This window comes from Actinomycetospora straminea (assembly GCF_028737255.1).
GTDB classification, from domain to species: Bacteria; Actinomycetota; Actinomycetes; order Mycobacteriales; family Pseudonocardiaceae; genus Actinomycetospora; species Actinomycetospora straminea.
Genome location: NZ_JAQZAN010000036.1, coordinates 1 through 25760 on the forward strand (window position 1 = coordinate 1; position 25760 = coordinate 25760).

Here is a 25760-nt window from a genome sequence, read left to right on the forward strand (position 1 = left end):
TCCGGCGGCCGTGGGTCCGGCGGCCGTGGGTCCGGCGGCCGTGGGTCCGGCGGCCACGGGTCCGATGGGAGCGGGGCCGGCGGGAGCGGGGCCGGCGGCGGGTCCGGCCGGCGTGGGTCCGGTCGGCGTGGGTCCGGCCGGCGTGGGTCCGGCCGGCGTGGGTCCGGTCGGCGTGGGTCCGGCCGGCGTGGGTCCGGGACCCGGCATGCCGGGACCGAGCGGGCCGGCGGCGGCCGGAGCGGGCTGGGCGACGGTCTCCGGCGCGGCCTCCTCCTGCCCGCGACGACGCCCCAGCGGGCGGAAGCGGTCGCGCAGCCGGGAGCCCCCGGACGGGGCCTCCTGCGCCTCGGTGGGCGGCGCCGGATCGGCGGTGCTCCCGGTGCTTCCCGTGCCCCCGGTGGTGCCGCCCGGGGTGGACACCCCGCCCGCGGCGTGCGCACGCAGGGCCTCGGACAGCAGCCGCTCGTCGCTCATCCCGGCCGATGGTAGCGGCGACACCACGCGGGACCCAGGGCCGTCCGTGGGCCGTCCGGAGTCACCCGACCAGCCCTCGACCGGCGCTAGACGCCGCCGACCAGCTTGCCGATGGCCTCGAGCCCGCGGCTCGCCGTCGACTTCACCGTGCCCTTGCTGATGCCCGTGGCCTCGGCGATCTCGGCCTCGGAGAGCCCCCCGTAGTACCGCAGCACCAGCACCTCGCGCTGGCGCCGCGGCAGTTTGCCCAGCGCGGAGACCACCGCCTGGTGCTCGGCGGAGAGCATCGCGAGCGACTCGGCGGAGCGGGCGTCGGCGGTGTGCGGCGGGGTGTACTCGCGGGCGGTGCGCCGCCGGCGCAGCACCGAGCGTGACCCGTTGACCACCGCGGTGCGCAGGTAGCCCAGCGCCGCGTGCTCGTCGCGCAGGCGGCTCCAGTGCCGGTGCAGCCCGGTGAACGCCTCCTGTACGACGTCCTCGGCGGTCGCCGGGTCGTCCACGAGCAGCACCGCGAGGCGCACGAACCGCATCCGGTGCTCGCGGTAGAGGTCCTCGAGCGTGCGCGGGGCCTCGTGCTGGTCCTGGGTGGCGACCGGACCGCTCGCCGGCCCGAACGACGGCCCGAACGACGAGGGGCCCGGCGGACCGGGAGGTCGCGGCGGGCCCGACGGGCGCGCCGACGGGTGCGGCACCGAGGCGTCGGCCGGGGCGACGGCGTCGATGGCCCGCAGGCTGCCGAGTGTGCGCTCGACGGCGCTCTCCCCGGGGTGACCCACCTCTCCGACGATAGCCCTTCACCACGCGTGGTCCCGGTGGGGACGACCGCGAGCCTTCGGATCACCCGCGTGGCCCAGGGGCCGCGGCGTGGGGACTCCGGTCACACCCGACGACGCAGCGCCGGGCGCCGCGGCTGCGTCATACTGCGCCGACGCCCGGCCGGACCGCGCCCGCTCCGGCGCCCGGCCCCTGTTCGAGGAGCTCCTGGGAGGCACGACGATGCCCATCGCGACCCCCGAGGTCTACAACGAGATGCTGGACCGCGCGAAGGCGAACCGCTTCGCGTTCCCGGCCATCAACTGCACGTCCTCGGAGACCATCAACGCGGCCCTGCGCGGCTTCGCCGAGGCGGAGAGCGACGGGATCATCCAGTTCTCCACGGGCGGGGCGGAGTTCGGGTCGGGGCAGTCGGTCAAGGACATGGTCACGGGCGCGAGCGCGCTCGCGGAGTTCGCGCACGTCGTGGCGGAGAAGTACTCGATCAACGTCGCGCTGCACACCGACCACTGCCCGAAGGACAAGCTCGACTCCTACGTGCGTCCGCTGATCGCGATCAGCCAGGAGCGCGTCGACCGCGGGCAGAACCCGCTGTTCCAGTCGCACATGTGGGACGGCTCGGCGGTGGAGCTCACCGAGAACCTCGAGATCGCCCAGGAGCTGCTGGAGAAGGCGGGCAAGGCGAAGATCATCCTCGAGGTGGAGATCGGCGTCGTCGGCGGCGAGGAGGACGGCATCTCCGCCGACATCGACGAGAAGCTCTACACCGCGCCCGGCGACTACGAGCGCACCGTGCAGTCCCTCGGCGGCGGGGAGAAGGGCCGCTACCTGCTGGCCGCCACGTTCGGCAACGTGCACGGCGTCTACAAGCCGGGCAACGTCAAGCTGCGCCCCGACGTGCTCAAGAAGGGGCAGGAGGTCGCGGCGAAGGAGCTGGGCCTGCCCGACGGCTCGAAGCCGTTCGACCTGGTCTTCCACGGCGGCTCGGGCTCGCTGCTCGAGGAGATCCACGAGGCCCTCGACTACGGCGTCGTGAAGATGAACGTCGACACCGACACCCAGTACGCCTACACGCGCCCGATCGCGGCGCACATGTTCGAGAACTACGACGGCGTGCTGAAGATCGACGGCGAGGTCGGCGACAAGAAGACCTACGACCCGCGCAGCTACGGCAAGAAGGCCGAGGTCGCGATGGCGCAGCGGGTCACCACGGCCTGCGAGAACCTGCGCGCGACGGGGCAGACGCTCGGGAAGTGACGCCGGGGATGATGGTTCCATGACCATCCCGACGGGCCCGGGCGCCGGGCACGGGCACAACCTGCTGGGGCCGCAGCCGACCTACCTCCCCGCGACGCCGGAGCCGGCGTCGCGGCTGGAGCGCGGCGAGGACCCGGCCGCGGTCGTCGCCGACCACCCGACCTACTCGGCCGGGTGGGCGGCGCTCGCCGAGCGCGCCGAGGCCGCGGGCGAGCACGTCACGGCCTACGCGTTCGCGCGCACCGGCTACCACCGCGGGCTCGACCAGCTGCGCCGCAACGGCTGGAAGGGCTTCGGGCCGGTGCCGTGGAGCCACGAGCCCAACCAGGGCTTCCTGCGCGCGGTGGCGTCGCTGGCCAAGGCCGCCCGGGCGATCGGCGAGACCGACGAGGTCGAGCGCTGTGTGCAGCTCCTCGCCGACTGCGACCCGGAGGCCGTCGCCGCCCTCGGCCTGGCCTGACGCCGTGCCGGCCGGGGAGGGCCGGGTCGGTCACCGCCTGCGCGGGCTCGCCGGCTCCCGGGTCCGGCGCCTGCGCGACTCGGGGCTGCCGGTGCTGCAGTGCGCGCTCGCGGCCGGCCTCGCCTACCTCGTGGCGCGCGACGTCGTCGGGCACCCGGTGCCCTTCTTCGCGCCGATCGCCTGCGTCCTCGTGCTGGGCGTCGGCGTCACCAACCGGCTGCGCCGCTCGGTGGAGCTCGCGGTCGGGGTCAGCGTCGGCGTGGCCGTCGGCGACCTCATCGTCGTGCTCATCGGGCCGGGCTGGTGGCAGATCAGCGTGGTGGTGGGGCTGGCGCTGCTCGCGGCGCTGCTCTTCGACGTCGGGGCGCTGCTGCTCAACCAGGCCGCGGTGTCGGCGGTGCTGGTGGCGACGCTGCAGCCGCCGGGCACGACGGCCGCGTTCTCGCGCTGGATCGACACGCTCATCGGGGCGGCGATCGGGCTGGCCACCGCGGCGACGCTGCCCTCCCACCCGCTCACCCGGGCCCGGCGCGGGCTGTCGGCGCTGCTCACCGAGCTCGAGGCCGTGCTCGCGGGGACCGCCGACGCGCTCGAGGTCGGCGACCGCGCCGCGGCCGCGGCCGTGCTCGAGCGGGCGCGCGCCACGCAGGGCCGCGTCGACGCGCTGTCCGACGCCGTCGACGCGGGCTTCGAGATCACCACGATCGCGCCGCTGCGTCGCCGCCACCGCGGGGAGCTCGCGCGCCTGCGCACGGCCGTGCGCCCCGTCGACCTGGCCCTGCGCAACGCACGCGTCCTCGCCCGGCGCGCGCACGCGGCGATCCGCGACGGCGAGCGGCCCGACCCGGAGCTGGTCGCGGTGCTGCGCCGCCTGGCCGGTGACACCTCGGTGCTGCGCGGCGAGCTGACCGGCGGCGAGTCGACCGACGGCGCCCGCAGCGCGCTGCTGGACACGATCGGCACGCTGCCGGAGCGGGGCGGTGGCTACTCGGCGGACGTGGTGCTGGCGCAGATCCAGTCGATGCTCGTGGACCTCCTCACGGCCGCGGGCACCGATCGCGAGGACGCGGTGGCGGCGACGACGAGCAGGCGGCTCGATGGCGGGGAGACCGCGGACCGCCACGACCCCGACGACCCCACCGACCCCTGAGGAGGCGTGTCCCGGGGACACCGGTCGGTGGCGTCAGGACGCCCGGCGCAGCTCGCGGGTGTCGGCCTCGTCGCCCACGGACGCCGGCGCGCGGGGCGCCGGGGACGGGTCGCCGTGGTGCACGAGCGCGAGGGCCGGGCCGGTGGGCTCCACCGGAGCGCGCCGTCGGACGCGGGCCGCGACGGGCACGGCCGTCGCGTGGGCCTCGAACCGCTCCAGCAGGCAGACGACCAGGATGATCGCGATCGGGAGGATGACCACCACCGCCAGCATGTCCCTGGCGTACCCCCACCCCGTCCCGGCACACGTGGTCGTCGGCAGGTGGGCACGGACGGTGGCTCGGCGGTCGCCCAGCGCAGTCGTGCGGCCCCCCGACCCGGGGATCTCCGCCGATCCCCGAGGTGACCCCGGTCACACGGAGCGCGCGGGTCAGGGCCGCACGAGCCGCCAGTCCTCGGTGTGCCGGTACCAGCTGCGCCGGGGGACGGGCCGGTCGCCGGGGACGCCGTCGCGCACGACGGTGACCGGCGGCCGGCACCCGAGCTGGACCGCCCGCCCCGCGTGCTCGGTGACCCGTCCCGCGCGCAGGCCCCCGAGCCGGCGCGGTCCGGTGACGGTGACGCGCACGCCGCCGGCGGGGTCCGGCGTCACGGCCACCTGCGCCGCGTCGCCGCGCAGGACGCGGTGCTCGCCGCAGTAGATCTCGCCGTGGACCGGGCCGGTGGTGTGACGGCCGGCGACGAGGCCACCGTGGTCGTCGCGCACCAGCGGGGTCGGGCGCGCCGACCCGTCGCGGGCGAGGTCCACGGCCGCGCCGGGGTCGGTCGGCAGGCCCCACACGGCCGCGGCGGCCGAGTCGGGGTCGGGGAGCAGGGCGACCTCGACGTCGAGGCGCTCGCGGCGCAGCAGGCGGGCGAGCACCGCGGCGATCGCGGCGTCGTCGCCGGCGACGACGAGGCGCCCGCCGTCACCGATCGCGTCGAGCACCGGGTCGACCTCACCGCGGGTGGGGCGGGCCGACAGCGTGAGGGTCGTGCCCAGGGACGCGGCGGCGCTCCAGCGCTCCCCGGCGCCGGTGCCGCACGTCAGCACGCGCGACGACGAGCCAGGGGACACGCGTGCACTACCCTTCCGTTGCACGGGGCGGGCCCCGCACTCCCGTGCGACCAGCGCAGTCGAACGTCAGGGAGTGTCACATGCCGGCCATCGTGCTCATCGGCGCCCAGTGGGGTGACGAGGGCAAGGGCAAGGCCACCGACATCCTCGGTGAGCAGGTCCAGTGGGTCGTGCGCTACCAGGGTGGCAACAACGCCGGGCACACCGTCGTGCTGCCCGACGGCAAGAACTTCGCCCTGCACCTCATCCCGTCCGGCATCCTGACGCCGGGTGTCACCAACGTGATCGGCAATGGCGTGGTGGTCGACCCCGGGGTCCTGCTCGAGGAGCTCGCCGGCCTGGAGGCCAAGGGCGTCGACACGGGCAAGTTGTTGATCTCCGCGGACGCGCACGTGATCATGCCGTACCACGTGGCCATCGACAAGGTGACCGAGCGCTTCCTGGGCAAGGCCCGCATCGGCACCACCGGCCGGGGCATCGGCCCGGCCTACCAGGACAAGATCGCCCGGGTCGGCGTGCGGATGCAGGACCTGCTCGACGAGAAGCTGCTGCGCGAGAAGGTCGAGGCGGCGCTGGAGCTCAAGAACCAGATCCTCGTCAAGATCTACAACCGGCGTGCCCTCGACGTCGACGAGGTCGCCGACACCGTGCTGGGCCACGCCGAGGGCTTCGCGCACCGCATCGCCGACACCCGCCTCGCGCTGCACCGGGCGCTGGAGCGCGGGGAGACCGTGCTGCTCGAGGGCTCGCAGGGCACGCTGCTCGACGTCGACCACGGCACGTACCCGTACGTCACGTCGTCGAGCCCCACGGCGGGCGGGGCGGCGGCCGGCTCGGGCATCGGGCCGACGCGCATCGGCCGGGTCATCGGGATCCTCAAGGCCTACACGACGCGCGTGGGCTCGGGGCCGTTCCCGACCGAGCTGTTCGACGCCGACGGCGAGTACCTGCGCAAGACCGGCGGCGAGTTCGGCGTGACCACCGGGCGCAGCCGCCGCTGTGGCTGGTTCGACGCCGTGATCGCCCGGTACGCGGTGCGGGTCAACGGCATCACCGACCTGTTCCTCACCAAGCTCGACGTGCTCTCCGGCCTCGAGAACGTGCCGATCTGCGTGGGCTACGAGGTCGACGGGCAGCGCGTCGACGAGATGCCGATGACGCAGGCGGACGTCACCGCCGCGACGCCGGTGTACGAGACGATGCCGGGCTGGTTCGAGGACATCTCCGCGTGCCGCTCGTTCGCCGACCTCCCGGCCAAGGCCCGCGACTACGTCGAGCGCATCGAGGAGCTGTCGGGCGCACCGGTCTCGGCGATCGGGGTGGGCCCGGGGCGCGACGAAACCGTCACGCGGCCCGAGACCGCACCGTAAGCTCGATGGGGTGGGCGCCTGCGAACACCTCCTGACCATCGGGACCGGCGGGGTCGCCGCCGACCCGGCGCCGGACGCGGTCGCGCGCGACGGCGAGACCCTGATCTGCCCGGACTGCCGGGCCGAGGGCTACACCGCGTGGGCCCACCTGCGGAAGTGCGTGGAGTGCGGGCACGTCGCGTGCTGCGACTCCAGCCCGTACCGCCACGCCTCCAAGCACCACGAGGACACCGGCCACCCGGTCATGCGCTCGCACGAGCCCAACGAGTCCTGGCGCTGGTGCTACGTCGATCGGCGCCTCGCGCCCTGACTCAGGCCGGGGTGACGGCGGCCAGCGCGGTGTCGGGGTCGTCGCTGAACAGGGCGTCGACGCCGAGCCCGACGTACTGCTGGTACTCGCCGAACGCGTCGCCGTAGGTGTCCGGCGGCGCGCCCGCCCCGTTCCCGGCCGCGCCGCCGCGGCGACGGCCGAGCGGCAGGAACTCGTTCTCGTTGCGGAAGGTGTAGGGCATGACGCGCAGGCCCGCGGCGTGCGCGTCCTCGACCAGCCGCGTCGGCGGGCCGGCGGCGTCGTCGGGGCCGAGCGGGACGATCCAGTCCTTGCTCGGGCCGAGCCAGGCCGCGTAGGTGGCGACGTCGCGCAGCCCGTCCGGGGTGAGCAGGGCGTCGGAGGTGCGCGGGTCGTTCCCGGCGACGAGGTCGGCGGGCCGGGTGCCGGCGGCGTCGACGAGCTGCAGCAGCGGGCAGCCGACCTGGCCCTTCAGCGCGCGCAGGTTCGCCGTCTCGAACGACTGGATGATCACGCCCGAGTCCTCGCGGTCGCGGCCGCGGCGGCGCAGGGTGTCGACGAGCGCGGGCTCCACGGGCAGGCCGAGGCTCGCGAAGTAGGTGGAGTGCTTGACCTCGGGCAGCACGCCCACCGGCCGGCGCAGCTCAGCGGCGAGGCGGTCGAGCAGGTCGAGGACCTCGTCGAACGTCACCACGCCGAAGCGGCCGTCGTAGAGGGTGTTGTGCGGGCGGGTCTCCGGGATGCGCTCGACGGCCCGCAGCGTGCGGACCTCGGCGAGCGTGAGGTCGGTGGTGAACCAGCCGGTGGCCGCGGTGCCGTCGATCTGCTTCTCGGTGCGCCGGGCCGCGAACTCGGGCCTGGTGGCGATGTCGGTGGTGCCGCCGATCTCGGGCTCGTGGCGGGCGACGAGGGCGCCGTCGCCGGTGGGGACGAGGTCGACGTCGACGGCGTCGGCGCCCATACGGATCGCCAGCTCGTAGGCGGCGAGCGTGTGCTCGGGGCGGTAGCCCGACGCCCCGCGGTGCCCGACGACGGTGATGCGGCCGGGCGCGGCGCCGTCGGTGCCGGGGTCGGGGGCGCTGCTCGGGGTGGGCGTGCTGCTCGGGGTGGGCGGAGCGGGGCTGCTCGCGGCGGCGCCGGTGGGCGTGTCGGCGCACCCGGCGGCCAGGGCCCCGGCGGCGGCGAGCCCACCCCGGAGCGCGGAGCGACGGGACAGGGCGGGCACCGGGAAGGTCATCGCGGCGCATGATCCCCAGCCCCGCCCCGCCCTCGCCACCCGGCCCGCCCATCCCCGCGGTGAACAACGCGTGCGGGATGTGCGAGCGATGCGGCATCGCTGGCGTTCAGGGCCAGGATCGCCACATGCCCGCCGGGGCGACACGCCGAGGCGAGCGAGGCACGGGGTGTCTCAGCCTGGCGTCCACGCTGTCATCGAGTGCCAGGAAAGCCCCCAGCTCGACGTCGACCCGCGGCCCGTAGCGTGTCGGGCGTGCGCGTCCTGGTCATCGGGTCCGGAGCCCGCGAACACGCCCTGCTGCTCGCCCTCGCCGGCGACCCGCAGGTCACCGCCCTCGCCGCCGCCCCCGGCAACGCCGGCACCGCGGCGCTGGCCGAGCACCCGGGGCTCGCCGACGCCGCCGACCCCGAGCAGGTCGTGGCCCTCGCCCGCGAGTGGCGCGCCGACCTCGTGGTCGTCGGCCCCGAGGCACCGCTCGTCGCCGGTGTGGGCGACGCCCTCCGCGCGGCCGGCGTCGCCTGCTTCGGGCCGTCGGCCGCCGCTGCCCGCATCGAGGGGTCGAAGGCGTTCGCGAAGAACGTCATGACCGCCGCCGGCGTGCCCACCGCGCGCAGCGAGAGCGTCGACAACCCCGGCGACCTCGACGCGGCCCTCGCCCGGTTCGAGGCGCCGTGGGTGGTCAAGGACGACGGGCTCGCCGCGGGCAAGGGGGTCCTGGTCACCGAGGACCTCGACGCCGCCCGCCGGCACGCCGCGTCGGTGCTCGAGGGCGGGCACCCCGTGCTGCTCGAGTCGTTCCTCGACGGCCCCGAGGCCTCGCTGTTCTGCGTCGTCGACGGCACGACGGTCGTCCCGCTGCTGCCCGCGCAGGACTTCAAGCGTCTCGGCGACGACGACGCCGGCCCGAACACCGGCGGGATGGGTGCCTACGCCCCGCTCCCGTGGGCGCCGTCGGGGCTCGTCGACGAGGTGGTCGACCGCATCGTCACGCCGGTCGTCGCCGAGCTCGACGCCCGCGGCACCCCGTTCTCCGGCCTGCTCTACGCCGGGCTCGCGCTGACGTCGTCGGGGCCGCAGGTCATCGAGTTCAACTGCCGCTTCGGCGACCCCGAGACCCAGGTCGTCCTCGCTCTCCTGCGCAGCTCCGCGCTGTCGCTGCTCGCCGCCACCGCGCACGGTCGGCTCGCGCAGGAACCGGCGCCCACCTGGTCGGACGGTGCCGCGGTCACCGTCGTCGTCGCCGCCGAGGGCTACCCGGGCACGGTCCGGACCGGCGACGTCCTGCGCGGCGCCGACGACCCGGGCGTCCTGCACGCGGGGACGCGCCGCCGCGACGACGGGGCCGTGGTGTCGAGCGGGGGACGGGTGCTGTCGGTGGTCGGGACGGGCGCCGACCTCGACGCCGCCCGCGACGACGCCTACGCCCGCCTCGCCACCGTCCACCTGCCCGGCGGGCACCACCGCACCGACATCGCCCGCGAGGCCGCCGCCGGTCGCGTCGCGATGCCCGTGCGCGCCTGATTTCCCGAACCGGCACCACCGGCGCGGGGCATCGACCTACCCTGCCGTCCGTGCCCGACCTCGCCCTCGGCCCCGCCGCCCTCGAGCAGGCGCGCGCCGGCATCGCGTCCGAGGCGCGCCGGGTGCCGGCGATGGTCGACCGGTTCGCCGTGCCAAGCGCCGGACTCGGCGACCTCGCGTCCGCCGGGGCGATGCTCGGCGCCCTCGACGAGGTCGCGCGGGCGCTCGACGCCGAGCTCGGCGCCGCGGGCTCGCGCCTCGACGGGCTCGACCGCGCCCTCGACGCCGCGCTCGCGGCCATCCAGACCGGCGACGCGGACGCCGCCACGTCCCTGTCTGCGGTGTGATCGCGTGCCGTTCGACCCCCTCGGCGAGCTCGCCGCGCAGCCCGGCGGACAGGAGCTGAGTGCGCTCGTCGCCCGTGTCCAGCAGGTCGACCCCGAGGTGCTGCACCGCGCCGCGCGCGGGCTCGGCGGGATGGCCGAGGGCGTCGACGGATCCCTGCGCGCCGTCGACCGTCACGGCGCCGACGTCCGACGGGCCTGGCAGGGCCGTGGGGCCGAGGCGCTGACGGGCTACCTCGACGAGTTCGGCCGTGCCGGGACGCGGACGCTCGACGGTGCCGGTCGCCTCCGGACACGCATCGACGGTGCTGGTCAGGAGCTCGCGGGTCTGCGGCGGGAGGTCGACGCGCACGTCTCGCGGGCGCTCGACGCCGCCCGCCGGGTGCGGGCCGAGGCGCAGGCCGACCCCTCGCAGGCGCTGATGGCCGACCAGCTCGTCGCCCAGGCGCTGGCGGAACCCACTGCCTCCGCCCGCCTCGCCGTCGACCGCGCGGAGATCGCCCTCGGCGACGCCGCCGCGGCCCTGCGCGAGCTCGCCGGCCACCTGACCTCCTTCTCCCGACTGCCCACCCCCGACGCCCGCCCGATCGCCCCGCCGCCCGGCGCCGGCCCGCTCGGGTGGACGGCGGCGTCGCCGCTGACCGGCGAGTCGGTGGCCACCGCCCCGGCGTTCGCCGACGACGGCGAAGGCGGTGGGCAGGGGATCGACCTGTCGGGTGGGTCCTCGGTCGACTCGTCGGGCGACTTCACCGACACCTCCTCGCTGGACGGTTCGTCGGCGAGCGATGCGGGGGGTGGGTCGTCGGCGGCCTCCGGGGAGTCGGCGACGGACTCGTCGACGGACTCGGCGACGGACTCGGCGACGGACTCGGCGACGGGCTCGTCGACGGACTCGTCGACGGACGACTGCTCGGGCTCCGGTGACTCCGACCAGGGCGGGTCCGGCGCCGCGAGCGGCTCGGGCGGCTCGGGTGCCGACGCGGCTGGGTCGGGGTCGGGTGGGAGCGGCGCGGAGGCGTCGGGAACCGACGCGAGTGGATCGGGCTCGGGGTCCGACGCGGCCGGGTCGGCGTCGAGTCCGTCGGACTCCGCGTCGAGCACGGGTGAGGCGGATGCTTTGGGAACCGACGCGAGTGGCTCGGAGTCGAGCGCGGCGAGTTCCGGGTCGGGCGGGGATGCCTCGGGCAACGAAGCGAACGGGTCGGGTGGCTCGGGGTCGGACACCGACGGCTCGGACGCCGGTACCGACGCGGCAGAGGGCTCCGACGACGCGCGCGGGTCCGGCGACTCGGGAAGCGGTGCCTCCGAGGGAGCAGGATCCTCGGACGACGAGGCCTCGGGCGGTAGCGGGACGTCCGGTGACGACGATGCGTCCAGCACCGGCGGGGCCTCCGCCGACCGTGAGGCCTCGAGTGGCGGCAGCGAGAGCGCGGGTGACGGCGAGAGCGCGGGTGACGGCGAGGCCTCGGGCGACGGCGAGAGTTCGGGCGACGGCGAGAGTTCGGGCGACGGCGAGAGCTCGCGCGACGGCGAGAGCTCGGGCGACGACGAGGGCTCCGGTGACAGCGAAGCGTCCGGCACGAGCGGGGATGCCAACGACGAGGCGAGCGGGTCGGCGTCCGGGAGCAGCTCGTCCGGAGCCGGCGGCTCGTCCGACGACACCGGCGCCGCCAACGCGTCGAGCACCTCGGCCGACAGCGCCGACGGCTCCGCCGCCGGCACCGCGGCCGCCGACGAGACCGGCGCCGACGACACCGCCTCCGACGCCGCGCCGACGGGCGGGCCGAAGGGCGAGGTCGGGGACTGGATCCGCGAGGCGATGGCGATCCTGCAGGCCGAGGGCGTGCCGCTCGACCTGATGGACCCCGACGACATCGCGACGATCATCGACCACGAGTCGGGCGGCGACCCCGAGGCGATCAACAACTGGGACTCGAACGCCGAGAAGGGCACGCCCTCGCAGGGCCTCATGCAGACCATCGGCCCGACCTTCGACTCCTACAAGCTCGACGGGCACGGCGAGATCACCGACCCGGTCGACAACATCATCGCCGGCGTCCGCTACGCGATCGACCGGTACGGCTCGATCTCCGAGGTGCCGGGCGTCGAGGCGATCGCCCGCGGCGACGCGTACGTCGGCTACTGAGGCCGGTTCTCCCGAACGGCACCTACGGGACGACCGCGCCGCCTACCGTCCCTGACATGCCCGACCTCGACGTCGACACCCGCGCGCTGGAGGAGGCGCGCACGGTGGTGGCGGGCGAGTCCGGGCGGATGCCGGGGCTCGCCGACCCGCTGGGGCCCACCCCGCCCGACGTCGGCGGGCTCGCGGCGTCGGCGGCGCTGCGCGACGCGGTGGCGGCGCTGACCCGGGCGCTGACGGCCGACCTGGAGGCCGCCGGCGCCCGCCTCGGCGACGCCGACCGGGCGCTCGACGCCACCATCCAGTTGATGCAGGAGACCGACCAGGCCGCCGCAGTCTCGCTCAGTCCGGCAGGGAGCTGACGTGCCCCGCGCCGACCTCGAGGGCCAGCTCGCGGGCGAGCCCGCCGCCGCGGAGCTCGCGGCGATCGTCGCGCAGTTGCGCACGGTCGACCCGGGCGCGATCCGGGGCGTGGCGGCGCAGGTGCTCGCGGTCGGGGAGGGCGTCGACGGCTCGGTGCGCGCCGTCGACCGGGGCGCGGCGGCGGTCGAGGGCCGCTGGGAGGGCGAGGGCGCGGCGGCGTTCGGCGGCTGGGTGGCGTCGTTCCGGACGGCCGCCGCGAGCGAGCGCCGGGCGATCACGGAGGCGGGCACGACGCTCGGGCATGTCGGCACCGTCCTCGACGTGCTGCGCCGCGAGGTCGAGCAACAGGTGACGCAGGCGCTCGCGATGGCCGGTGCGGCGCGGGACCGGACGATCGCGGGCGGCAGCATCCCGCCCGCGCTCGCCGACGGTCTGGCCGCGCACGCGGTGCGCGGACCCACCGACACGGCGCGGGCGGCCGTCGCGCGCGCCGAGGGTGAGCTCACCGACGCCGCCGCCCGCCTGCGGGGCGCGGCCGAGGCGATGACGGCCTTCGCCGCGCTGCCCGCGCCCGACGTCGCCGTCATGGCCCCGCCACGCGGGACGCCCGTGCCGTGGCGTCCGATCGAGGACGTGGCCGCGACCAGCACCGGGAGCCTCACGGGCGCCGGGAGCGCCGCCGACCCGGGCAGCAACGGCAGCGCGGGCGGCGCCAGCAGCGGTGCTGCCGGCGGCGGTGCGGGCGGCGGGTCCAGCGCGTCGGGCACCGCGACCGGCGGCACGGGGCCGGCGCCCGCGGGCCAGGTCGGCGACTGGATCCGTCAGGCGATGGCGATCCTGCAGGAGTCGGGGGTGCCGCCCGAGAAGATGGACCCGGCCGACATCGCGACGATCATCGACCGCGAGTCGGGCGGCGACCCGAACGCCGTGAACGACTGGGACTCGAACGCCGACAGGGGCACGCCGTCGCAGGGCCTCATGCAGACGATCGGCCCGACGTTCGAGGCGCACAAGCTGCCCGGGCACGACGACATCCGCGACCCCGTGGACAACATCATCGCGGGGGTCCGCTACGCGGTCGCGCGCTACGGGTCGGTCTCCCGGGTGCCGGGCGTCGAGGCGCTCGCCCGCGGCGACGCCTACGTCGGCTACTGATCCGTCGCGCCGAGGGTCGGTCAAGGGCTCCTCGGCCGCCCTGCCCACCGACCTCGGGCGCGCTCCCGTGCGTGCGAGGGTGACGGGGTGACGACTCTGGCGCGCCTCGGCCCGGCGGTACGGGCCACGGTCCCCCCGTTCCACGTCATGGACGTCTGGGCGGCGGCGGTGGAGCGGGCGCGCACGCACGGCGACCTCGTCAACCTCTCCGCGGGCCAGCCGTCGACGCCCGCCCCGGTCGACGTGCGGAACGCCGCCAAGCGCGCCCTCGACGAGCAGATCCTCGGTTACTCCGGCTCGCTCGGCACCCCTGAGCTCCGCGACGCGATCGCCGCGCACCACCGCAGGCGCTACGGCGACGAGACGGTCCGCCGTGAGGACGTCGTCGTCACCACCGGTGGCTCGGGCGGTTTCCTGCTCGCGTTCCTCGCGGCGTTCGACGTCGGCGACACCGTCGTGCTCGCCCGGCCCGGCTACCCCTGCTACCGCAACATCCTCGCCGCGCTCGGCTGCGACGTCGTCGAGCTCCCGTGCGGCGAGGAGACGCGGTTCCAGCCGACGGTCGCGATGCTCGAGGAGCTCGACCGCCCGCCGAAGGGCGTCGTCGTGGCGAGCCCCGCCAACCCCACCGGCAGCGTCATCGAGCCCGACGACCTGGCGGCGCTCGCGCGGTGGTGCGAGGAGCAGGGCGTCCAGCTGATCAGCGACGAGATCTACCACGGCATCGAGTACGGGCGCGGGGAATCAGCCCCGCCGACCGCCAGCGCCTGGAGCACCTCGCACGAGGCGATCGTCGTCACCTCGTTCTCGAAGTACTGGTCGATGACGGGCTGGCGGCTGGGCTGGCTGCTGGTGCCCGAGCGGCTGCGGCGGGCGGTGGACGTCATCGCCGGCAACTTCACGGTCTGCCCGCCGGTGCCGGCGCAGTACGCGGCGCTCGCGGCGTTCACCGAGGCGTCGCTGGCCGAGGCCGACGCCCACGTCGAGCGCTACGCGCTGAACCGCCGGCTGCTCCTCGACGGGCTCCCGGACCTGGGCCTGACCCGGCTCGCGCCCGCCGACGGCGCGTTCTACGTCTACGCCGACGTCGCCCACCTCACCGACGACACCCTCGCCTTCGGCCGGCGGATGCTCGCCGAGACGGGCGTCGCGGTGGCCCCGGGCATCGACTTCGATCCGGTCGACGGGCACACCTGGCTCCGCCTGTCGTTCGCCGGCGCCACGGCGGACGTGCGCGAGGGCCTGGCCCGGCTCGGACGCTGGCTCCCGACGCTCTAGACGGCCGCGCGACGCGGACTACTCTCCGTGTCTGTGGAACCCGACGACGAGGCCCGGCTGGAGGCCTGGGAGCGCCGCACCGACTACCCGCTGACCGTGCTCGCGGTGCTGTACCTCGGGGTCTACGCCGTCCAGGTGCTCGCGACCCGCCCCGGCCAGGCGTCGTGGTGGTGGCTCGACGCGGCGCTCTGGGGGGTGTGGGTGCTGTTCGTCGTCGACTACGGCATCCGGATCGCGCTCGCGCGGCGCAAGGGGCGGTTCATCGTCCGCCACCCGCTCGACCTGCTCGTCGTCGCGGCGCCGTTCTTCCGGTTCCTGCGGCTGCTGCGGCTCGTCGCGGCGATCTCGGTCCTCGGGCGGGTGCTGCGCGACGACTTCCGGGGCCGGGTCGGCAGCTACCTCATCGTCTCGATCTCCCTGCTCAGCTTCATCGCGGCGCTCGGGGTCTACGAGGCCGAGCGCGACGCGCCGGAGGCGTCGATCCTGACGTTCGGCGACGCGATGTGGTGGGTGCTGACGACGATCACGACCGTCGGCTACGGCGACCTCTCGCCCGTGACCACCGAGGGCCGGCTCGTCGCGGCGGGTCTCATGCTCGCCGGCATCGCGGTGCTCGGCACCGTGACCGCGGCGATCGCGACGTGGTTCCTCGAGCAGGTCGGGGCGCGCGACGCGTCCGAGGCCGTCGCGGCGCCGCCCCGCGCCGACCCCGCGGACCTGCGCCACGCCGAGCTCCTCGCCGAGCTGCGCGACCTGCGCCGCCGCCTCGACGTGCTCGAGAGCACTCCCGACGAGGCGGAGTCGACCCGCGCGCCACGCTGATCAGCGCGAGCGGGTGGATTTCCTGGCGTCCAGCGACAGCGTGGACGCCAGGCTGGCACACCCCGTGCGCCCCGCATCGCTCGTCAGGAGGCGGGGGCGGGGAGGGTGGCGGCGCGGTCGAGGGTGGCGGTGACGTCGTCGTCGGTGAGGTCGCGGTGGGTCACGAAGCGCACGCCGGGGCCGAAGGGCACGGCCGCGACGTCGACACCGGCCAGCGACGCCACGAGCGTGCCGGGGTCGGGCGTCGGCACGAGGACGATGTTCGTGTCGGGCGAGATCACCGGCCAGCCCAGCGCCTGCAGCCCCTCGGCGAGGCGGGCGGCGCGGGCGTGGTCGGCGGCGAGATCACCGATCTGGTCGAGCGCCACCAGCCCCGCGGCCCCGACGACGCCGCCCTGGCGGATCCCGCCGCCGAGCATCTTGCGCAGCCGCCAGGCCCGGTCCACGAACGCCGCCGACCCGGCCACCACCGAGCCCATCGGCGCGCCCAGGCCCTTGGACAGGCACACGGACACGGTGTCGACGCCCGCGGCCAGCGCGGCGGGCGCCACGCCGAGCGCCGCCGCCGCGTGCCAGATGCGCGCCCCGTCGAGGTGCACGGCCAGCCCGGCGTCCCGCGCCGCGGCGACCAGCGCGCGGTGCTCGTCGACCGGTGTCACCGCCCCGCCGGCCCCGTTGTGCGTGTTCTCCAGGCACAGCAGCGAGGTGCGCAGCCCGAAGTAGGGCCCGGCACGCCCGGCGGCCGCGGTCACCGCCGCCGGGGTCGGGCGCCCGGGGCCCGCGTCGTGCGCGAGCGGGGCCGGCAGGCCGCCGGCGAGCCAGGCGGCGGTGCCCAGCTCGGCCTCGAGCACGTGCGCCCCGGTCGGCGCGAGGAACCTGTCACCGCGTGTCAGGTGGTCCATCAGTGCGATCGCGTTCGCCATGCACCCCGTCGGGGTCCACAGCGCCGCCTCGACGCCGAGCAGGTCGGCGACGCGCTCCTGCAGCGCCCCGAGGGTCGGGTCGCCGTCGAGGACGTCGTCGCCGACCTCCGCGGTGGCCATCGCCTCCCGCATCGCCGGCGAGGGCCGCGTGACCGTGTCCGAGCGGAGATCGATCACCGCGGCAGCTTCACCACCGACACGAAGAAGTCGTCGATCTGGCGGATGACCTCGATGAACCGCTCGAAGTCGACCGGCTTGGCGACGTAGGCGTTGGCGTGGAGGTTGTAGCTGCGCAGGATGTCCTCCTCGGCCTGCGAGGTGGTCAGCACGACGACCGGGATGCTGCGCAGCGTCTCGTCGTTCTTGACCTCCTCCAGCACCTCGCGCCCGTCCTTCCGGGGCAGGTTGAGGTCGAGCAGGATCAGCCCGGGGCGCGGCGCGTCGCTGTACTCGCCCTCGCGGCGCAGGAACGACAGCGCCTCGACGCCGTCGGCGACGACGTGCAGCTGGTTGCGCAGCTTGTGGTGCTCGAACGCCTCCTGCGTCATGAGGACGTCGCCGGGGTCGTCCTCGACGAGCAGCACGTCGATCTCGTGCAGGGGGTCGGTCACGGGACGGCCTCCACGGGGCTCTCGGGCGCCGCGGGAGTCGCGGCAGTGGTCGCGGCAGGGGTCGCGGCAGGTGTCGCGGCAGGGGTCGCGCCGGGCAGGACGGGCAGGGCGACGACGAACGTCGTCCCCGGACGCGGGTCGTCGTCGCGGCCGGGTTCGAGCCACATCGAGCCGTCGTGGCGCTCGACGATCTTGCGGCACATCGCCAGCCCGATCCCGGTGCCCGGGTAGGCGTCCTTGGCGTGCAGCCGCTGGAAGATGACGAAGATCCGCTCAGCGTACTCGGCGTCGATCCCGATGCCGTTGTCGCGGAAGCGCAGCAGCCAGCGGCCGTCGTCGTCCGGGTCGCGCTCGGCGTCGATCCGGACGTGCGGGGGCTCCTCGCCGCGGAACTTCAGCGAGTTGCCCAGCAGGTTCTGGAACACCGTCGTGAGCAGGGCCGGCTCCCCGAGCACCTGCGGGAGCTCGCCGCGCTCGACGGTCCCGCCGGACTCCTCGAGCGCCCGCGCGACGTTCTCGGTGGCCTGGTCGACGAGCTCGCCGAGCTCCACCGGGCGCATCGGCTCGCCCTGCCGCCCGACGCGCGAGAAGGCGAGCAGGTCGTTGATCAGCACCTGCATGCGCTTGGCGCCGTCGGTGGCGAACTCGATGTACTGGTCGGCGCGCTCGTCGAGCTGCCCGGCGTAGCGCCGCTGGAGCAGCTGGCAGAAGCTCGCCACCTTGCGCAGCGGCTCCTGCAGGTCGTGCGAGGCGACGTAGGCGAACTGCTCGAGGTCGGAGTTGGAGCGCGCCAGGTCGCGGCTGCGGGCGTCGAGCTCCTGGCGCGCCTGCTCGGTGTCGGAGAGCTCGCGGACGATGAGCCGGCGCATCGCCTCGACGTCCTCGCCGAGCTGGGTGATCTCGCGGGGCCCGGCGGGCTCGACCTCGTGCTCGAGCTCCCCGTCGGCCACCTGGCGGACCTCCGCGGCCAGCCGGTGTGTCGGCACCACCACGACCCGGCGCAGCCACAGCAGCAGGCCGGTGATGCCGAGCGCGAGCCCGAGGAGCGTGACGACCCCGACGACGGCGATCGCGGTGGCCGCGCCGTCGAGGTTGTCGCGGGCGTCGTCGCGCAGGGTCGCGAGCCGCTCGCGCTGGACCTCGAGCGCGGCGCGGACCTCGTCGAACGCGGCCCGCCCCAGCTCCACCGACGGCGGCGCGCCGCCCTGCGTGATCGCGGCGACCGAGGGCTCGGCGTACACCGCCCGCCAGCGGCCGAGGGCGTCCTCGACGGCGCGGAGGTCGGCGAGGATGGCCGGGTCCCCGCCGGCCGCGGTGCGCAGCGCCGCGAGCGCCTGCGCCTCGTCGGCGCGCCCGCGCTCGTAGGGCGCGAGGAAGTCCGGCGTGCGCGCGAGGGCGTAGCCGCGGACCCCGGTCTCCTGGTCGACGGTGGACGCGTCGAGGCGCTGGGCCGCGAGCAGCGCCGGGTCGAGCCGGTCGATCAGCGCGGTGCGCCGGTCGTCCAGCGCGGACAGCGAGGTCGCGCCCACGACGGCGGCCACGACCAGCAGGACCGCGACCACGGCCCCGGTGACCACGAGGATCCGTTGGAGCGACCAGCGCGCCAGCCCGCTCCGTCGCCGCTGGCGCGGCGGGACGAGGGTGGCGGGTCCCCGCCGGTCGGGCGCGGAGGTCTCGGCCACGGCTCCGGCGGCGTCGGTCGTCGGCGCGCTCACGTGTCCGACACCAGCAGCACGGCCGCGACGTCGTCGGGCCGGGCCGTCGACAGCGACCGCACCCGCTCCATCACGGCGTCCAGCATCGTCGCGGGGTCGTCGCGCCACGGCACGGGGCCGGCAGTGACCTCCCGCAGCAGCGCCTGCAGGCCGTCGGTCCACAGCACGTCGCCCGAGGGCTGGCGGCCCTCGATGAGCCCGTCGGTGTAGAGCAGCAGCGACCACTTGGGCGGGAGCTCGACCTCCAGCGATCGCCACGTCGTCCCGTTGCCGACGCCGAGGGGCAGGCCGAGGGCCTCGGTGGACAGCAGGCGGGTGTCGTCGCCCTCGCCCACCAGCGCGGGCGGCGGGTGGCCGGCCAGGCGCAGCGTCAGGCGCTGGCGCGTCGGGTCGACCGTCGCCGCGGCCAGCGTGGTGAACAGCGTCGGGTGGTTGCGCTCGCTGATGAGCAGCTCGTGCATCGTCGGCAGGACGCGGTCGGGGTCGATGCCCGAGAGCACCAGCGTGCGCCACGCGATGCGCAGGCTGACCCCGAGCGCGGCCTCGTCGGGCCCGTGCCCGCAGACGTCGCCGATGACGGCGTGCAGCTGGCCGTCCCGGTCCTCGACGACGTCGTAGAAGTCGCCCCCCAGGAGCGTCTGCTCGGTGCCCGGCTCGTAGCGGGCGAGGATGCGCACCGCCGGGTCGTCGAGCAGCGGCGAGGGGAGCAGGCCGCGCTCGAGGCGGGAGTTCTCGTCGGCACGCAGCTGGGCGTCGCGCAGGGCCCGGCGGACCCGGTCGCTGCGGCGGCGCTCGACGGCGTAGCGCACGGCGCGGGCGAGCGTCGGGCCGTCGACGGCGTCCTTGACCAGGTAGTCCTGCGCGCCCACGCCCACCGCGTCGGCGCCGAGCTGCTCGTCGCGCCGCCCCGTGAGGACGAGCACGGCGGGCCCGTCGGTGGCGAGCACGCGGCGCAGGCCCTCGAAGCCGTGGGCGTCGGGGAGGGCGAGGTCGAGCAGCACGCAGTCGGGGCCGGTCATCCCGTCCACCCCGTCGAGCCCGTCGAGCACGGCCTCGGCGTCGGCGAGGGACGCGGCGCGCTCGAGCTCGACCGCGAGGTCGGCGTCGGCGAAGTGCTCGGTGACGAGGAGGGCGTCGGCGTCGTCGTCCTCCACGAGCAGCACCCGCAGCGGCGCGGACGCGTCCGGCTCGACCGGCTCCATGCGTCCTCCCTCCCTGCTCACGGGTCCCACGACCGTAGTCGCTCGCCGTTCTCCGACCGGGTGCGGCCGCCCCTCGTGCGCCGACCGTGCCCGTAGGCTCGGCCGAGTGAGTGCCCCGACGGTCCCCAACGTGCTCGCCGCCCGGTACGCGTCCCCGGAGCTGACCGCGCTGTGGTCACCCGAGCGCAAGATCGTGCTCGAGCGCGAGCTGTGGATCGCGGTGCTGACCGCGCAGCGCGAGCTGGGCGTCGAGGTACCCGATGGCGTCCTGGAGGATTACCGCGCGGTCGTCGACCGCGTCGACCTGGCGTCCATCGCGGCCCGCGAGCGGGTGACCCGCCACGACGTCAAGGCGCGCATCGAGGAGTTCGACGCGCTCGCGGGCCACCAGCACGCCCACAAGGGCATGACCAGCCGCGACCTCACCGAGAACGTCGAGCAGCTCCAGATCCGCGACTCGCTGCGCCTCGTCGCGGACAAGACGGTCGCGGTGCTCGCCCGTCTGGCCCGGCGCGCCTCCGAGCACGCCGAGCTCGTCATGGCCGGGCGCAGCCACAACGTCGCCGCCCAGGCCACGACGCTGGGCAAGAGGTTCGCGAGCGCGGCCGACGAGACGCTCGTCGCCTACCGGCGGCTGAACGAGCTGGTCGAGCGCTACCCGCTGCGGGGGATCAAGGGCCCGGTCGGCACCGCGCAGGACATGCTCGGGCTGCTCGGTGGCTCGCAGGACAAGCTCGCCCGGCTCGAGCGCCGCGTCGCCGAGCACCTGGGCTTCGGCGAGGTGCTCACCAGCGTCGGGCAGGTCTACCCCCGCTCGCTGGACCACGACGTGCTCTCCGCGCTGGTCCAGCTCGCCGCGGGCCCGTCGTCGCTCGCCACGACCATCCGCCTCATGGCCGGCCAGGAGCTGGTCACCGAGGGCTTCCGGCCGGGCCAGGTGGGCTCCAGCGCCATGCCGCACAAGATGAACACCCGCTCCTGTGAGCGGGTCAACGGCCTCGCGGTGGTGCTGCGCGGCAACGCGGCGATGGTCGCCGAGCTGGCCGGCGGGCAGTGGAACGAGGGCGACGTCTCCGACTCGGTCGTGCGCCGCGTCGCCCTGCCCGACGCGTTCTTCGCGATCGACGGGCTGCTCGAGACGATCCTGACCGTCCTCGACGAGTTCGGCGCCTACCCGGCGGTCATCGCCCGCGAGCTCGACCGCTACCTGCCCTTCCTCGCCACGACGGCCGTGCTCATGGCCGCCGTGCGCGCCGGGGTGGGCCGCGAGACCGGGCACGAGATCGTCTCGGAGCACGCGCGCGCCGTCGCACTGGACATGCGCGAGAAGGGCGCCGAGGGCAACGACCTGCTCGCCCGCCTCGGCGGCGACGCCCGCCTCGGGCTCTCGTCGGCCGACCTCGACGCCGCCGTGGGCGACCCGCGCGCCTTCGTCGGGGCCGCCGGCGCCCAGGTCGCCGAGATCACCCGGCAGGTGGACGCGATCGTCGCGCACCGACCCGACGCGGCGGCGTACACGCCGGCGCCGATCCTCTAGCCTGCGCGGCCGTGGCGTCGCTCGGGGACTACTCACATCTCGCCTCCGGCAAGGTCCGGGACCTCTACGAGGTCGACGAGGAGACCCTGCTGCTCGTCGCCTCCGACCGGATCTCGGCGTACGACCACGTCCTCGCCACGCCGATCCCCGACAAGGGCCGCGTGCTCACGGCGATGAGCGTGTTCTGGTTCGAGCTGCTCGGCGGGCCCGACGTCGCGACACCGCCCATCGCCCACCACCTGATCGCGGCCCGGGACGAGCGCATCCCCGACGAGGTCCGCGGGCGGGCGCTGCTGGTGCGCCGGCTCGAGATGATTCCGGTGGAGTGCGTCGCCCGCGGCTACCTCGCCGGCTCGGGCACCGCCGACTACCGCCGTGACGGCGCGATCTGCGGCGTCCCGCTGCCCGACGGCCTCACCGAGGCCAGCGTGCTCCCGACCCCGATCTTCACGCCCGCGACGAAGGCCGCCCAGGGCGAGCACGACGAGAACGTCAGCTTCGAGGTCGTCGCGGAGACCGTCGGGCGTGACCTCGCGGGCGCGCTGCGCGACCAGACCCTGGCGGTCTACGCCCGCGGCGCCGCGTACGCCGCCTCGCGGGGTCTGATCCTCGCCGACACCAAGCTCGAGTTCGGCCGCTCCCCGGACGGCGCGCTGGTGCTGGGTGACGAGGTGCTCACGCCGGACTCGTCGCGGTTCTGGCCGGCCGAGGGCTACGCGCCGGGCGCGGTCCAGCCGAGCTTCGACAAGCAGTACGTCCGCGAGTGGCTCACCTCGCCCGCCTCGGGCTGGGATCGGCACTCCGGCGAGGCGCCGCCGCCGCTGCCCGACGAGGTCGTCGAGGCCACGCGGGCCCGCTACATCGAGGCGTACACGCGCCTGACCGGCCGGGAGTGGCCGCCCGCGATGTGACCGTGCGAGCCCGCGCGAGTGGCCGTCGTCGGGCCGAGCCGCGGTGTTCACCCGGCGGTCGCCCGCCGGGCATCTCCGCCTGGCCTCATGGGTTCCGTGAGTCCCCGCCTGCTCGTCTCGGTCACCGGTCTCGGGCCCGGCGCGCCGCTGGCCGCCGCCGTGGCGCTCGCGGACGCCCTCGACGCGCGCCGCGTGCCCGTGACGTGGCTCGCCGGCCCGCGCCCGCACCCCGAGGTCGCGGCCTGGGCGACCGCGCGCCGCCGCCTCGGCGAGGCCGTGCTGCTGCACGGCACGCGTCCCGAGGCCGAGCCGGGCCGCCCCTACCGCCGCCTGCCCGCCCACGAGGCCGGCCTGCGGCTCACCGCCGCCCTGCGCAGCCGCGACGCCCTCGGCCTCGCCGTCGACGGGTTCGCGGCGCCGGGCTGGGCCGCCTCGCCCGGCACCCGGACCGCGCTCGCGGCGGCCGGCATCGGCCTGCTCCTCGACGACGGCGGCGTCCACCGCCTGGGTCTCGGCGGCGCGCTCGTGACGTCGTGGGAGGGCCCCGCCGTCGGGCCGGAGCCGTGTCGCACCCGCCCGGCCCGCCGCCGCGCGGAGCCGGACCTCGTCCACCTCGCCCTGCCCGCGGGCCTCCCGGCGGCGACGGCGGGCGAGCTCGTCGACCGGGCGCTCGCCGCGGGCGCCACCCCGCTCGGGGCCGCCGAGCTCCTGCCCCGCCGCGCCCCGCGCCCTCGCGGCGCCGCCGGCGACCCGGAGCAGTGGTCGATCACCGCCTAGGTCACGGCGTGAACGACACCCCACGGGGCGCGATCCGCACCTCGGTGCCCTCGGGGGCGAGGTTCGAGAACAGGGTGTAGTGCAGGTCGGGGTCGGCCAGCACCGCCTCGTGGATCGGCACCGCGAGCGGCGGAGCGACCGCGCGCAGGTAGTCGACGGCCTCGGACGCCTTGAGCCACGGCGCGGCGGTCGGCAGCAGCAGGACGTCCGGGGTGCGCTCGGGCACGGTGAACGCGTCGCCGGGGTGCAGGACGCTGCCGTCGATCCAGTAGCCGTTGTTGGCGATCCCCGGGATGTCGGGGTGGATCACCGCGTGGTCACCACCGACGACCTCGACCCGCGCGCCGCCGACGCTGAACGTCTCGCCGGGCTCGCGGACGGTGTGGGGGATGTCGCGCTCGCGGAGCTGCTCGGCGGTGCCGGGGTCGACGACCAGCTCGGCGCCCGGGTTCTGGCCGAGGAGCGCCGGCAGCTTGTCCAGGTTCAGGTGGTCGAAGTGCTGGTGCGTCACGAGGATCGCGGCGAGGCCCTCGAGGGTCTCGTAGCCCGACGAGAAGGCGCCGGGGTCGATGAGGATGCGCGCCGAGCCGGTGTCGGCGACCACGCACGCATGGCCGAGGTGCACGAGTTCCACGCCACCCGAGTTCCCCTCCGCCGCCCCGGTAACCTGGACGGCGTGGCTCGCGTGATCGTCGACGTGCTCCCCAAGGCCGAGATCCTCGACCCGCAGGGGCAGGCGGTGGCCCGCGCGATGGGCCGCCTCGGGGTCAGCGGGGTGGCCGACGTGCGGCAGGGCAAGCACTTCGAGCTGGAGGTCGACGACTCGGTCGACGACGCCGAGCTCGAGCGCATCGCCGGGTCGCTGCTGGCCAACCCGGTGATCGAGGAGTGGGTCGTGCGGAGGGTGCCGTCGTGAGCCGCATCGGGGTCATCACGTTCCCCGGGACGCTGGACGACGTCGACGCGGCGCGTGCGGTGCGCTACGCCGGCGGCGAGCCGGTGGCGCTCTGGCACGACGACGCCGACCTGCGAGGCGTCGACGCGGTGGTCGTGCCCGGCGGGTTCTCCTACGGCGACTACCTGCGCGCCGGCGCGATCGCGGCCCGCTCGCCGGTGATGGGCCCGGTCGTCGACGCCGGCCGCGCGGGCATGCCCGTGCTCGGCATCTGCAACGGCTTCCAGATCCTCTGCGAGGCGGGCCTGCTCCCGGGCGCGCTCGTCCGCAACCACGGGCTGCGCTTCGTCTGCCGCGAGGTGGGCCTGCGGGTGGAGGCCGACACGGCGTGGACCTCGGGCTTCACCGTCGGGCAGGACATCCGGGTGCCGCTGAAGTCGGGCGAGGGCCGCTACGTCGCCGACGCGGCCACCCTCGACGCGCTCGAGGCCGAGGGCCGCGTGGTCTTCCGCTACACCGAGCCCGCCCCGAACGGCGCGCTGCGCGACATCGCCGGCATCAGCTCCGCCGACGGCCGCGTCGTCGGCCTCATGCCGCACCCCGAGCACGCCATCGACGCCCTGACGGGCCCGGGCACCGACGGCCTCGGCCTCTTCACCTCCGTGATCTCGCAGCTCACGGCAGCAGCGTGACGCGCAGCTCCCAGAGGTCGGCGTAGACGAGCAGCATCCGCCCGCCGAGGTGCAGCACGATCCCGCGCATCTCGTCGGGCCGGTCGACGTGGGTGAGCAGGCGCGACACGTCCTCGACGGCCTCGCCGACGACCTCGTCGAACGGCGCCTCCGCCGACACGTCACGACCGCCCGGCTCGCTCGGCTGGGCCGCCGGCAGCAGGGGCACGACCGTGTCGCCACGGGCACCGGGCGCCAGCGCGAGCACGACGACGCCGCCGGAGCCGTCGTGGACCAGGAACTCGAGCATCCCGGCGGCCGCGTCGACGTGCGGCAGGACGCTCTGCGGCACGCGGCCGGCGAGCTCGAGGGCGTGACGGCGGACCCCGAGCAGCTCCCGGTCGAGCACCAGCGGGAGCTGCGCGAGGACGTCGCCGGCCCCCGGCGTGGACGCCGAGGCGGCGTCGTCGCCGGTCGCGGTGCCGGGCGCCGAGGAGACGGAGGCGGTGGTCATGGCTCCATGATGTATCGAGGGTCCGACACTCCCGGGTATTGCCCGACACGCCAACACCGTGTCGCGGCGAAATGACCCTACGGAACCATGAGCGGCCATCCGATCGAGCGAAAGGCCCAGGACGCTCCCGCGGGTGGTGGTGCACACGGTGGGCGTGTGGCGTACAGCGGTCGGTGGAGCCGGTGACGTGACGCGACACGGGTTTGTCGACCGCACGTCGTGGGTAGCGGCGCGCTCACCGCGAGCGACCG

The 25760-nt window shown here is 75.7% G+C and carries 27 protein-coding genes and 1 pseudogene; 17 read left to right on the plus strand and 11 right to left on the minus strand.

Annotated elements, in window-relative coordinates; genetic code table 11:
• Together PH190_RS29560 and PH190_RS29565 are read right to left on the minus strand one after the other, a co-directional pair.
• Positions 1 to 474, minus strand: a pseudogene (locus PH190_RS29560) (hypothetical protein); the annotation flags it as partial.
• A gap of 86 nt (positions 475 to 560) precedes the next feature.
• Positions 561 to 1250, minus strand: coding sequence for a SigE family RNA polymerase sigma factor (locus tag PH190_RS29565; RefSeq protein ID WP_274235126.1), 690 nt, complete (start codon positions 1248 to 1250; stop codon positions 561 to 563).
• 220 nt (positions 1251 to 1470) lie between these two features.
• Here PH190_RS29565 and fbaA point away from each other — a divergent pair, with 220 nt between their 5' ends.
• From fbaA to PH190_RS29580, 3 genes are read left to right on the plus strand one after another with little or no spacing between them, the layout of a single operon-like run.
• Positions 1471 to 2505, plus strand: coding sequence for a class II fructose-bisphosphate aldolase (gene fbaA, locus PH190_RS29570; protein WP_274235127.1), 1035 nt, complete (start codon positions 1471 to 1473; stop codon positions 2503 to 2505).
• A 19-nt stretch (positions 2506 to 2524) separates the two neighbouring features.
• Positions 2525 to 2965 carry a DUF3151 domain-containing protein gene (locus PH190_RS29575; RefSeq protein WP_274235128.1) on the plus strand — a complete coding sequence of 147 codons (441 nt, stop codon included), beginning with the start codon at positions 2525 to 2527 and terminating at the stop codon, positions 2963 to 2965.
• A 4-nt stretch (positions 2966 to 2969) separates the two neighbouring features.
• Positions 2970 to 4115 carry an FUSC family protein gene (locus PH190_RS29580; protein ID WP_274235129.1) on the plus strand — a complete coding sequence of 382 codons (1146 nt, stop codon included), beginning with the start codon at positions 2970 to 2972 and terminating at the stop codon, positions 4113 to 4115.
• A 33-nt stretch (positions 4116 to 4148) separates the two neighbouring features.
• On the opposite strand, the gene PH190_RS29585 is transcribed toward PH190_RS29580, so the two are convergent.
• The gene (locus tag PH190_RS29585; protein ID WP_274235130.1) at positions 4149 to 4388 is read right to left on the minus strand and encodes a hypothetical protein; all 240 of its coding nucleotides are present in this window, start codon (positions 4386 to 4388) and stop codon (positions 4149 to 4151) included.
• Between the two features lie 156 nt (positions 4389 to 4544).
• A complete protein-coding gene (locus PH190_RS29590) occupies positions 4545 to 5231 on the minus strand; it encodes a hypothetical protein (RefSeq protein ID WP_274235131.1) in 687 nt (228 codons plus the stop codon).
• A gap of 80 nt (positions 5232 to 5311) precedes the next feature.
• Here PH190_RS29590 and PH190_RS29595 point away from each other — a divergent pair, with 80 nt between their 5' ends.
• A complete protein-coding gene (locus PH190_RS29595; protein ID WP_274235132.1) occupies positions 5312 to 6601 on the plus strand; it encodes an adenylosuccinate synthase in 1290 nt (429 codons plus the stop codon).
• 10 nt (positions 6602 to 6611) lie between these two features.
• Complete coding sequence (locus PH190_RS29600) at positions 6612 to 6911, plus strand: UBP-type zinc finger domain-containing protein (protein ID WP_420791724.1); 300 nt, start codon at positions 6612 to 6614, stop codon at positions 6909 to 6911.
• A gap of 1 nt (position 6912) precedes the next feature.
• Here the strand turns inward: PH190_RS29600 and PH190_RS29605 are convergent, their stop codons facing one another.
• Entirely contained in the window at positions 6913 to 8127 is a 1215-nt protein-coding gene (locus PH190_RS29605) for a glycerophosphodiester phosphodiesterase (protein WP_274235133.1), read from the minus strand.
• 252 nt (positions 8128 to 8379) lie between these two features.
• Between PH190_RS29605 and purD the strand changes: the two genes are divergently transcribed.
• The 7 genes from purD (at position 8380) to PH190_RS29640 (ending at position 15753) form a co-directional block, all read left to right on the plus strand.
• Positions 8380 to 9648: a phosphoribosylamine--glycine ligase gene (purD, locus tag PH190_RS29610; protein ID WP_274235134.1), complete on the plus strand. Its 1269-nt coding sequence runs from the start codon at positions 8380 to 8382 to the stop codon at positions 9646 to 9648.
• 50 nt (positions 9649 to 9698) lie between these two features.
• A complete protein-coding gene (locus PH190_RS29615) occupies positions 9699 to 9995 on the plus strand; it encodes a hypothetical protein (RefSeq protein WP_274235135.1) in 297 nt (98 codons plus the stop codon).
• A 4-nt stretch (positions 9996 to 9999) separates the two neighbouring features.
• The gene (locus PH190_RS29620; protein WP_274235136.1) at positions 10000 to 12138 is read left to right on the plus strand and encodes a transglycosylase SLT domain-containing protein; all 2139 of its coding nucleotides are present in this window, start codon (positions 10000 to 10002) and stop codon (positions 12136 to 12138) included.
• A gap of 56 nt (positions 12139 to 12194) precedes the next feature.
• A complete protein-coding gene (locus PH190_RS29625) occupies positions 12195 to 12497 on the plus strand; it encodes a hypothetical protein (protein ID WP_274235137.1) in 303 nt (100 codons plus the stop codon).
• A gap of 1 nt (position 12498) precedes the next feature.
• A complete protein-coding gene (locus tag PH190_RS29630) occupies positions 12499 to 13653 on the plus strand; it encodes a transglycosylase SLT domain-containing protein (RefSeq protein ID WP_274235138.1) in 1155 nt (384 codons plus the stop codon).
• A 147-nt stretch (positions 13654 to 13800) separates the two neighbouring features.
• Complete coding sequence (locus PH190_RS29635) at positions 13801 to 14931, plus strand: pyridoxal phosphate-dependent aminotransferase (RefSeq protein WP_420791726.1); 1131 nt, start codon at positions 13801 to 13803, stop codon at positions 14929 to 14931.
• A 33-nt stretch (positions 14932 to 14964) separates the two neighbouring features.
• A complete protein-coding gene (locus tag PH190_RS29640) occupies positions 14965 to 15753 on the plus strand; it encodes a potassium channel family protein (protein WP_274235140.1) in 789 nt (262 codons plus the stop codon).
• An 83-nt stretch (positions 15754 to 15836) separates the two neighbouring features.
• Here the strand turns inward: PH190_RS29640 and PH190_RS29645 are convergent, their stop codons facing one another.
• Genes PH190_RS29645 through PH190_RS29660 form a run of 4 tightly spaced genes read right to left on the minus strand, consistent with a single transcriptional unit; the run spans position 15837 to position 20204 of the window.
• A complete protein-coding gene (locus PH190_RS29645) occupies positions 15837 to 16808 on the minus strand; it encodes a threonine aldolase family protein (protein ID WP_420791727.1) in 972 nt (323 codons plus the stop codon).
• Between the two features lie 41 nt (positions 16809 to 16849).
• A complete protein-coding gene (locus PH190_RS29650; RefSeq protein ID WP_274235142.1) occupies positions 16850 to 17287 on the minus strand; it encodes a response regulator in 438 nt (145 codons plus the stop codon).
• On the minus strand, positions 17284 to 19002 hold the full coding sequence (locus PH190_RS29655) for a sensor histidine kinase (protein ID WP_274235143.1): 1719 nt from the start codon (positions 19000 to 19002) through the stop codon (positions 17284 to 17286). Before PH190_RS29655 ends, PH190_RS29650 begins: the two co-directional genes overlap by 4 nt.
• Positions 18999 to 20204: a PP2C family protein-serine/threonine phosphatase gene (locus PH190_RS29660; protein WP_274235144.1), complete on the minus strand. Its 1206-nt coding sequence runs from the start codon at positions 20202 to 20204 to the stop codon at positions 18999 to 19001. The genes PH190_RS29655 and PH190_RS29660 overlap by 4 nt, the downstream gene beginning before the upstream one ends.
• A 106-nt stretch (positions 20205 to 20310) precedes the next feature.
• Here PH190_RS29660 and purB point away from each other — a divergent pair, with 106 nt between their 5' ends.
• The 3 genes from purB to PH190_RS29675 all read left to right on the plus strand — a co-directional run bounded on the left by purB (position 20311) and on the right by PH190_RS29675 (position 23429).
• Positions 20311 to 21741 (plus strand): adenylosuccinate lyase, encoded by a 1431-nt coding sequence (purB, locus tag PH190_RS29665; RefSeq protein WP_274235145.1) that lies wholly within the window; start codon positions 20311 to 20313, stop codon positions 21739 to 21741.
• Between the two features lie 11 nt (positions 21742 to 21752).
• Entirely contained in the window at positions 21753 to 22652 is a 900-nt protein-coding gene (locus PH190_RS29670; RefSeq protein WP_274235146.1) for a phosphoribosylaminoimidazolesuccinocarboxamide synthase, read from the plus strand.
• A gap of 96 nt (positions 22653 to 22748) precedes the next feature.
• Complete coding sequence (locus PH190_RS29675) at positions 22749 to 23429, plus strand: DUF2334 domain-containing protein (RefSeq protein ID WP_274235147.1); 681 nt, start codon at positions 22749 to 22751, stop codon at positions 23427 to 23429.
• Position 23430: 1 nt separating this feature from the next.
• Here PH190_RS29675 and PH190_RS29680 read toward each other — a convergent pair whose 3' ends face one another.
• A complete protein-coding gene (locus tag PH190_RS29680; protein WP_274235148.1) occupies positions 23431 to 24063 on the minus strand; it encodes an MBL fold metallo-hydrolase in 633 nt (210 codons plus the stop codon).
• Positions 24064 to 24105: 42 nt separating this feature from the next.
• On the opposite strand from PH190_RS29680, the gene purS reads away from it, so the two are divergent.
• Positions 24106 to 24345: a phosphoribosylformylglycinamidine synthase subunit PurS gene (gene purS / locus PH190_RS29685; protein ID WP_274235149.1), complete on the plus strand. Its 240-nt coding sequence runs from the start codon at positions 24106 to 24108 to the stop codon at positions 24343 to 24345.
• The gene (purQ, locus tag PH190_RS29690; protein ID WP_274235150.1) at positions 24342 to 25016 is read left to right on the plus strand and encodes a phosphoribosylformylglycinamidine synthase subunit PurQ; all 675 of its coding nucleotides are present in this window, start codon (positions 24342 to 24344) and stop codon (positions 25014 to 25016) included. The genes purS and purQ overlap by 4 nt, the downstream gene beginning before the upstream one ends.
• On the opposite strand, the gene PH190_RS29695 is transcribed toward purQ, so the two are convergent.
• Positions 25000 to 25509 (minus strand): hypothetical protein, encoded by a 510-nt coding sequence (locus PH190_RS29695; RefSeq protein ID WP_274235151.1) that lies wholly within the window; start codon positions 25507 to 25509, stop codon positions 25000 to 25002. The genes purQ and PH190_RS29695 overlap by 17 nt on opposite strands.
• Positions 25510 to 25760: the final 251 nt, after the last annotated feature.

What these genes read in the sequence shown, in the direction of transcription:
- PH190_RS29625 (WP_274235137.1), top strand. Translation starts at nt 12,195, where the DNA reads ATGCCCGACCTCGACGTCGACACCCGCGCGCTGGAGGAGGCGCGCACG.
- PH190_RS29605 (WP_274235133.1), bottom strand. Translation starts at nt 8,127, where the DNA reads ATGACCTTCCCGGTGCCCGCCCTGTCCCGTCGCTCCGCGCTCCGGGGT.
- PH190_RS29660 (WP_274235144.1), bottom strand. Translation starts at nt 20,204, where the DNA reads ATGGAGCCGGTCGAGCCGGACGCGTCCGCGCCGCTGCGGGTGCTGCTC.
- PH190_RS29695 (WP_274235151.1), bottom strand. Translation starts at nt 25,509, where the DNA reads ATGACCACCGCCTCCGTCTCCTCGGCGCCCGGCACCGCGACCGGCGAC.
- fbaA (WP_274235127.1), top strand. Translation starts at nt 1,471, where the DNA reads ATGCCCATCGCGACCCCCGAGGTCTACAACGAGATGCTGGACCGCGCG.
- PH190_RS29635 (WP_420791726.1), top strand. Translation starts at nt 13,801, where the DNA reads ATGGACGTCTGGGCGGCGGCGGTGGAGCGGGCGCGCACGCACGGCGAC.
- PH190_RS29595 (WP_274235132.1), top strand. Translation starts at nt 5,312, where the DNA reads ATGCCGGCCATCGTGCTCATCGGCGCCCAGTGGGGTGACGAGGGCAAG.
- PH190_RS29575 (WP_274235128.1), top strand. Translation starts at nt 2,525, where the DNA reads ATGACCATCCCGACGGGCCCGGGCGCCGGGCACGGGCACAACCTGCTG.
- PH190_RS29585 (WP_274235130.1), bottom strand. Translation starts at nt 4,388, where the DNA reads ATGCTGGCGGTGGTGGTCATCCTCCCGATCGCGATCATCCTGGTCGTC.
- PH190_RS29645 (WP_420791727.1), bottom strand. Translation starts at nt 16,808, where the DNA reads ATGCGGGAGGCGATGGCCACCGCGGAGGTCGGCGACGACGTCCTCGAC.